The sequence below is a fragment of the Parabacteroides leei genome (assembly GCF_023369805.1).
GTDB lineage: Bacteria > Bacteroidota > Bacteroidia > Bacteroidales > Tannerellaceae > Parabacteroides > Parabacteroides leei.
Genome location: NZ_JAMBQG010000024.1, coordinates 76,064 through 84,256 on the forward strand (window position 1 = coordinate 76,064; position 8,193 = coordinate 84,256).

The window sequence follows — 8,193 nt, forward strand, 5'->3', positions numbered from 1 at the left end:
TTTTAAGTTGAACATACTGTTAACCAAAATATAATTATGGAAAGTGATTATGGAAAGTGATTATGGAAAGTGAATAGTTGAAAAGTTGATGGATTAAGGGGAGGAAGAGGTTGTAATGGTGCATACTTTACATAAGGTGTAGCTATCCATAAAATAGATTATGTAAAACTTTACATAATCTATTTAAACAGATGAAGCAGAATTTTCCTCTTAGATATTTCTATGGAGAAAGTGCTAATGCTATAAAAATACAAATTTGGATAACATTGATCGCTAATTTGCTTTTGATGGTTATGAAAAAGAGACTGACACGTTCATGGAGCTTTTCTGGACTAGCAACAATGGTCAGAATTACTCTTATGTATTATGTCGATTTCTATAGTCTGTTCAATCACCCAGAAAAAGACTGGGAAATAAGTCTTAAAGAGGCTTCAAGCATATTTTTAGAACCTTCTTTATTTCACTGAGGGGGCTTGTCACCATAAAATAAGTACTCGACTACAGTTAGACTGTAGCCGAGCTATAATTATTTATTTACACCGAAAGTTTATCGGACAGCAATAATTTCCAAAAGCATATTTTCTAGTTATTAGTTAGAACTTCATCTTATAACATATAAAATTATATAATTGCGTTATTTTTACGCGAAAATATTTATATGCTTCAAAATAACGCAGTATATTTGCACTCGTTAATCGATAAAAGAATCATTTATGTACACTTACAAATATCCACATCCTGCCGTGACCACTGATAGCGTTATTTTTGGTTTTGATGGTACAAGCATTAACATCCTGTTAATTGAGCGTGGTATAGAGCCTTTCAAAGGAACATGGGCTTTGCCTGGTGGATTCCTTAATATGGATGAAACCGTAGAAGAGGGTGCAAATAGAGAATTACGTGAGGAAACAAATATCAAGGATGTCTATCTTGAACAATTTCATGTGTTCAGCTCTGTTAACCGAGACCCTCGTGAACGAGTCTTGACAGTAGCTTTTTTTGCTCTTGTGAGTAAGAATGATTTTGATGTAATTGCCGGTGATGATGCAGCTCGCGCAAAATGGTTTCAATGGAATCAGTTACCTACCCTTGCTTTTGACCATGCGGATATTATCAGAATGGCAAGGGGAAAGTTGCAGGAGAAACTTCGAATCACTCCTATTGCATTCAAATTATTGGGTAATGAATTTAAGATGGATGAGCTACAGCGTATTTATGAACTTATTCATGAGAAAAAATATGACCGACGTAACTTCCTTCGAAAAATGGAGTCCTCTGGCTTCCTAATCAAGAAGGAGGTTAACGATGGCCGAAGCTGTTGCATGGAGGCTTCTGACGTGCAGGCTGATATACCTATACAAAGAGCGTTATATGTTTATTCCTTCGATGAAGAAGCATTTGCTAAAGCTAATGCCTCAAAGGAATGGCGCAAATATCCATTTGACTTCTAGTAATCCATATTTTCACCCAGATAATAACAGATAATCTATTAAGCGTATGTTAGGTGCAATTATTGGCGATATAGTAGGTAGCCGCTACGAGTTTGATGCTACGAACGATTATAATTTTGAACTATTTTCTGATAAGAATAGCTTCACAGATGATACCATCTGTACCATTGCTATAGCTGATGCCGTTCTCAAGAATCGCGACTATGGAGAAAGTCTTCATGACTGGTGCAGACGCTATATGAAGCCGAAAGGAGGATTTGGTGGTCGTTTTCGCAAATGGGTGGAGAGTGATAATCCGCAACCTTATGGAAGTTTCGGGAATGGAAGTGCTATGAGAGTAAGTCCCATTGGTATGTATTTCAGAGATGACAAAGAAGTGATCGAACAGGCCAGGCTGTCAGCAACTTGCACCCATAATCATCCAATGGGAATCAAAGGGGCACAGGCCGTAGCTTGGGCAATTCATTGCGCCATTAATTCGAGTGATGGTTTGGTTACTCCCAAAGCACTTCAAACTGACATTATGGACATTACCCTCAGCGCTGCCAGTGATAATGGTTTTGCTAGTTTTGTGGATTTGGACGACTACAAAAACCAATTCGACGAGACCTGTCAGGGGACTATCCCGCCTGCCTTGCAAATAATCTATGAAAGCAATAGCTTTGAGGAAGCTATTCGCAAAGCGGTCAGCCTTGGTGCAGATGCTGATACCTTGGGAGCTATTGTGGGAAGCATAGCCGAGCACCTTTGGGGCATTCCGGAATGGATGAAACAGAAGGCCATGAGCTACCTGACTGAAGAAATGAAGGAGGTGGTCATTGCATTCTACAAAGCTTGCGATGATCAGCCTGATTATAAGCCTAAAAGTAAGCAGCTGAAGCAACAGGAAGTGGTGATGCTCTGGAAGTTGGGCTATGGACACATGGGCAAGTTTTTGAATGGAGAGAATCCTATACCATCAAAAGACACTAAGGCTACCAAGGAGAGTTGGAATATACAACCTATGCCAACCGATAATATTTCAGAAATTGATATAAACTTCTCAATGAAGGATTCAGATATGGCTATCCTTCGTCAGGGACACATTCCAGAAGCACAGGAGGATCATTGGTTTATGTATTGTGATGACAAATATATTCGTTACTACCGCAGCTGGACAGGTCAGTGTGCTTTCGAGGCTCATTATGTATATGCCAACGGTAACTACACTATTGATAGACTTGTGGTCAATAGAGTCTTGAGCGAGTTTGGTGTAAATGGAGACATACCAGCTAAAACGCTCTTCCTCTATCTGCTCTATTCAGAGATTACCGGTCCAAGTCAGAAAGCATGGAAGGCTTATTATGAATCTTGGAAAGAACGTGCCATTAAAGACCTGGAACTCAATGAGGAAGAAGAGAAAAGGAATAAAGCGGTGAAAGAGGCTATCGATCTATGTGCTAAAATGGAAAGAGCTGAAATATATGCTTCGGTTGAACGGGATGAGAAAGGTCGTGTTACTCCCGAGAAGATAGACTCTCTGGAGAAAAACGAGGTATTTGTGTTCGGCAGCAACAAAAACGGTCATCACATAGGCGGGGCAGCCAAGGCAGCTGTAAAGCATTTTGGAGCTGTTTGGGGGCAAGGTGACGGACTGCAAGGTCAAAGCTGTGCCATATCATCCATGGAAGGACCAGTGGAAATGGCTAAGAACATCAACCGTTTTATCGAGTTCGCCAAAGAGCATCAGGAACTCCGATTTCTCGTAACTCCAATCGGATGTGGAATTGCTGGCTACAAGCCAGAACAAGTGGCTCCTCTCTTCAAAAAGGCGATACTTTTGCAAAATGTTACTTTACCAAAATCCTTTTGGGAGTATTATTGCATGACTGAAGCAAACTGATAATAATGTTAATCAATTAAATTCAACAATAAAATGAAAGATTATATCGTATCAATCCAAGAAGTTTTGGCTGGTCGGAACGATGATTTCGACAAGGCTGCACAAGCTAATAGAGTAAAGTTTGTTAGACAGAAAGACAATCGTAATGTGATGTACATCCATGGAGAAAAGTTTGATAAATTTTCTATATATAGTCTTTACAAACATGATAGACAAAACTTTTTGTACTACACGGGCGAGCAAGCTAAACCTATCTACAGTAATGTAGATTACATAGTTGTATTTTTAGGCGAAAATTCAACGACAGCCCGACTCGTAGGTGTATTCAAGAATAATGGACCTGAACCAACAGGAAAGCAATACGAAGAGTGTTCTCCATATAACTATGATTTCTCAGAAGCAGAAGGTTTCGAAATGCTTAACGAAAAGGTAATCATAGATTGGGGCTCAGCAGCCGTGAGTTGGCATCAATACTACAACAATATCAAGCCTGTTATTCGTATCGAAGCGGGGCTTGAAGATGAGCAGGGCTTACCTATATTCTCTTCTTATGCAAATGTGAATGTAACACTGGCGCAACTTAAGCAAATCGTTGAGAAGAATCTAGGCGACTGGAGATTGGCATTAAAGTCGGTCAACTGTATCTATATCATTACCGATCATAAAAATGGCAAGCATTATATCGGTTCGACATATAATCTTGCTGGTGGTATGTGGGAACGATGGAATGGATATGCTACGACAAATCATAACGAGAATAAATCTTTGAAATTAGCAATGGAAGCTGACCCTAATTGTGAAGAAAACTTCAGCTGGGCAATTCTTGAAACACTTTCGTTAAACATAGCCCCACACGATGCCATAGCACGTGAGAATCTTTATAAGGAGAAGTTTATGACACGCGAATTTGGATATAATGATAACTAAATATGACTTGTTCAGAAGATACAGAGAATATCTTATAGGATGAGATTTAGTTTAAACCCATAAAAAATCAAATTATGTACAAATATAAACCAACAAATGTTGTCCATGAGCGTGCCTTTGAAGGTTACGATGGCCTCCAATTACCACGTTCGCCACGTACCTACCTAGACGGATTCGCTTCGGAGTTTAGTGACATAGACAGGAGAACAAAACTTTATCACTTCGGTTTTCTTGCCACTCGTGGTGTGGATTTCTATCAAGATTTGCGTGACAACATTGACGAGAAGATGGCTGACCCTCGTTATCATGGTTACGAGGATGCTGCTAGAAATGCCTTTGTTGGCTACCTTGAAGAATTGTGTGGAGAGGATGACAGATACAACCATCAGTCCTTCGAAGCTTTGTACCATTTATTGGTAACTGAGCTAAAGGTACGTTACTACGAGTATGAGGATTGTGATTCACATGAGAAGTGTTATGCTTTCAAATAGTCTGTTAGTAGTTATTAGCAGGTGAAAACTTCTATTCTCATAGGGCTCAGCCGTCATCGGATTGGTGTGGATGGTGCAGGCGTAACTACGCTTGTAGCTTTTCACGGTTGTCCTTTAAACTGTAAGTATTGCCTAAATCCACAAGCACTTTCACCAAAAGGTGTATGGAAAAGATTCTCTCCTGAGGAATTATTCAATGAAATCAAGAAAGATGATTTGTATTTTTGTGCGACGGGTGGCGGCGTTACTTTTGGTGGTGGTGAACCCCTTCTGTCGTATAAGGATATTCTTCTCTTCAAGAAGATTTGCACAGACAATGGCAAGCACTGGAAGATAAACATCGAATCCTCATTGAATGTGCAAGAAACATATGTGAATGCAACGGAAGTCATCATAGACAATTGGATTGTGGACATCAAAGATATGAACCCTGAAATATACAGGGCTTATACTGGACGCAGTAATGATTTGGTGATTAAGAACCTACAGCATCTTATTAATAAGAAAGCTAAAATCACAGTTAGAGTTCCTCTGATTCCTAAGTTCAACACTGAATCGGATGTAGAAAACAATATAAAAGCCCTTCACAAGTTGGGTGTTACAGATATAGAACGATTTACATATACAATAAAAAAGCATTAATCATGGAGAAAGGCAAAAGAATATGCAGAACACTAAAGGAACTACGTAAGCGCATTGCTGATGCGAACGATATTCCTTATGAGATTGAAGAATGTCCACATAAGGGTGATTGCCCTGGGACTTGTCCCAAATGTGAGTCTGAGGTTCACTACCTTATGGATGCCATTGACAAACGAGATATAGAAGGAAAGCCTGTGATTGTGGAAGGCTTGATGAGTGAGGAGGAATTACGTAAGGTCTTCGCTATAGATCCGACCGCTGATCACAATCCTGGAGACTATGAAACTGCTGGTCTACCAGTTCCAGAACCAGAAACTCAATGCTTTCATGAGATGGGTTTAATTGCCGAACCTTTGATGGGTGAACCAACACCATACCATTTCTATGAATTTGCTTCAACTATAACAAATATGTTATTGGCCAAGATTGAAGGTAATTTTATATTCTCACCTGCAGGTCTCAGTTGCATTTTGGAAATGCTTCGAGATGGAATGGATGAACAAAGCAGCCTCTATAATGAGGTCAGCAAACTTATCATGTACACCAATAGCTTAATCGATACCACCAATGATGAGAACTTCAAATTGGAACATGCGTCTAGTATCTGGTACAATAAGCAATTAGGTGTCATTAAAGAGGAGTACATTGATAATATTGAAGATAGTTACGATGCCAAAGCTTACAACGCTGATTTTTCACAAAAGATTAAGACCAAGTTGTGGATAGATAAATGGGTATCGGATAATACAAATAAGATGATTAATAAACTCGACACAGAACTGAGCGAGGATGCGCTAATGGTTCTACTAGATGCTATCTACATGAATGGAAAATGGAGTAGCCCTTTCGAGATAGATCAAACAGAAGTAGATACCTTCCATAATTCTGATGGAACTGAATGTGATGTAGCTATGATGTTTCAGGAGATAGAGGAAGCAGAATATGAGGAAACGGATGAATACCAAGTTATCAAACTGCCATATAAGAATAGTGAATACAGTATGGTAGTAGTCCTTCCAAAAGAGAAAAGTTCCATCGAGACTGTTATGGCCACTACTGACTGGTTGGATTTTGATTCAGATGGTGATGATGTTCAGCTATCTATGCCTCGTTTTGATTTTGACAACACTTTATCATTTAAGGATATTCTGTCAGAGCTTGGCCTTAAAGATATGTTTGAAACTGAGGATTCCTTGCCTAATATCACGGATTTGCCTGCCCATATCAGTCAAATAAAGCAACAATGCGTTATAAATGTTGAAGAAGAAGGTACAGAGGCAGCGGCCGTAACAATGGCAGAATATGAAGTAGGCTGCTGTCCTGACGATGATATGCAACCAATAATCACAATGATGCTGAATAGGCCTTTTGGCTTTGCAATCAAAAGAGAGACAGGACAATTGTTATTTATGGGAGTCGTAAAAAATATGAATGGAACAATAATATGATTGAAACACTAAGGCTTGCAAATCGCTTATTCCAATGCAAACTTGATAGTTATATGGATGGAATTTATCTTTCCAATCAAGTTGCAGGGATAATTGCGAAACATAAGGAGACGAGACCATTCCAGCTTAATGTCATTGAGGCTGCATGTCATGGATCGTTCAAGGAAACAGGTCACAGCCTTGTACTTGCCAATATGCTCAAACATCCGTATATACAAATGTCCTTTTTGGAAACATTTCTAAGTATTAGCCCGGGTCATTTGAAAGTTACGGCTGAAAAAGACCGTGTTGATGTAGCACTAAAAGGAAAAGACATATTCGTCATTGTTGAAAATAAGGTAAATGGTGCCGAAGAAAAAAAGAATCAGGTATATAGGTATGTTCACAAAATCGGCATGGAAAAATATGGATATAAAATGAACCAAATTTTTGTTGTCTATCTAAATCCAACAAGCCATACAATTCCGACAGACGAATCTTTATGCGATGAGAACAAGGAGAATAATGTATTTGAAGACATTGGAGATGACCATTATACAGTTCTTTCGTATAAATATGACATAACTGAATGGCTTCGTAAAATAACCATTGACAATGAGCCACATGTATCCAGTGCATTAGACCAATATATAGATTTTTTAGAACAGAAGTTTCACACTTCACCATTAGATAAAAATATGAACAACGAAATTAAAAATTTAATAATAAAAGAGCTTCACATAGAAGATAAATCATTTGAAGAACAAATGAATGCCCTCGAAAATCAGCGAACAAAAGCGGAAGAATTAATGAATGCAATTGCCACAGTAAGAGATGAGATAAAGATGAAACATTCACATGAAACAATATTGGAGTGGCAAAAACAATTGGAGTTATTGCTCGGCGTAAAATTTAATAATGACAAGCATTCTTTTGGAATTAAACTTATAAACGATGTTTGGCTGGGAATCTGGGATGGTTCAGATTCTGAAAAAAAAGCTCCATATTGGGGCTTCCAATATGCTTCATATAGAGTCAATAGTATGTCAGATCTTGATAAAGATTTTGAGAAAATCCTCAAGAATGCAGAGATAGACCTTACCAAAATTCACAAAGAAAAAGGATGGATTGCTTGGTGTCACACACAGAACGGTATCGAAAGATTTTCAGCTCTCTATCGTGCTGTTAAAGATGCTGGATTTTTGGATTCAAACGATTAAGAGAAATTGGTAATAATCATTTTTGTGACACTGTCCATAAAATTGTGTAAATGAAAAACTACAGGTATTGTTACTTGTAGTTTTTTTTATTTATTAAATTTGAAAAATGTAAATTTTATGGAGATTCCCAAAGAATTATTGAGCAAGGAGTTC

At 38.4% G+C, this 8,193-nt stretch carries 7 protein-coding genes and 1 pseudogene; all 8 read left to right on the forward strand.

Going from position 1 to position 8,193, the window contains the following annotated elements; translation table 11 throughout:
• Positions 1 to 179 precede the first annotated feature (179 nt).
• Positions 180 to 467 (forward strand): annotated as a pseudogene (locus M1P97_RS23370) (IS4 family transposase); the annotation flags it as partial.
• Between the two features lie 246 nt (positions 468 to 713).
• Positions 714 to 1,451: an NUDIX hydrolase gene (locus M1P97_RS23375; protein ID WP_074636763.1), complete on the forward strand. Its 738-nt coding sequence runs from the start codon at positions 714 to 716 to the stop codon at positions 1,449 to 1,451.
• A gap of 46 nt (positions 1,452 to 1,497) precedes the next feature.
• Positions 1,498 to 3,333 carry an A1S_2505 family phage non-structural protein gene (locus M1P97_RS26400; protein ID WP_074636761.1) on the forward strand — a complete coding sequence of 612 codons (1,836 nt, stop codon included), beginning with the start codon at positions 1,498 to 1,500 and terminating at the stop codon, positions 3,331 to 3,333.
• Between the two features lie 33 nt (positions 3,334 to 3,366).
• The gene (locus M1P97_RS23385; RefSeq protein WP_074636758.1) at positions 3,367 to 4,260 is read left to right on the forward strand and encodes a GIY-YIG nuclease family protein; all 894 of its coding nucleotides are present in this window, start codon (positions 3,367 to 3,369) and stop codon (positions 4,258 to 4,260) included.
• Positions 4,261 to 4,334: 74 nt separating this feature from the next.
• Positions 4,335 to 4,751, forward strand: coding sequence for a hypothetical protein (locus M1P97_RS23390; protein ID WP_074636755.1), 417 nt, complete (start codon positions 4,335 to 4,337; stop codon positions 4,749 to 4,751).
• A 21-nt stretch (positions 4,752 to 4,772) separates the two neighbouring features.
• Positions 4,773 to 5,393 (forward strand): radical SAM protein, encoded by a 621-nt coding sequence (locus M1P97_RS23395; RefSeq protein WP_074636753.1) that lies wholly within the window; start codon positions 4,773 to 4,775, stop codon positions 5,391 to 5,393.
• A gap of 2 nt (positions 5,394 to 5,395) precedes the next feature.
• Positions 5,396 to 6,841, forward strand: coding sequence for a serpin family protein (locus M1P97_RS23400; protein ID WP_249390382.1), 1,446 nt, complete (start codon positions 5,396 to 5,398; stop codon positions 6,839 to 6,841).
• On the forward strand, positions 6,838 to 8,040 hold the full coding sequence (locus M1P97_RS23405) for a PD-(D/E)XK nuclease family protein (RefSeq protein WP_074636749.1): 1,203 nt from the start codon (positions 6,838 to 6,840) through the stop codon (positions 8,038 to 8,040). The genes M1P97_RS23400 and M1P97_RS23405 overlap by 4 nt, the downstream gene beginning before the upstream one ends.
• The last annotated feature ends 153 nt before the right edge of the window (positions 8,041 to 8,193 follow it).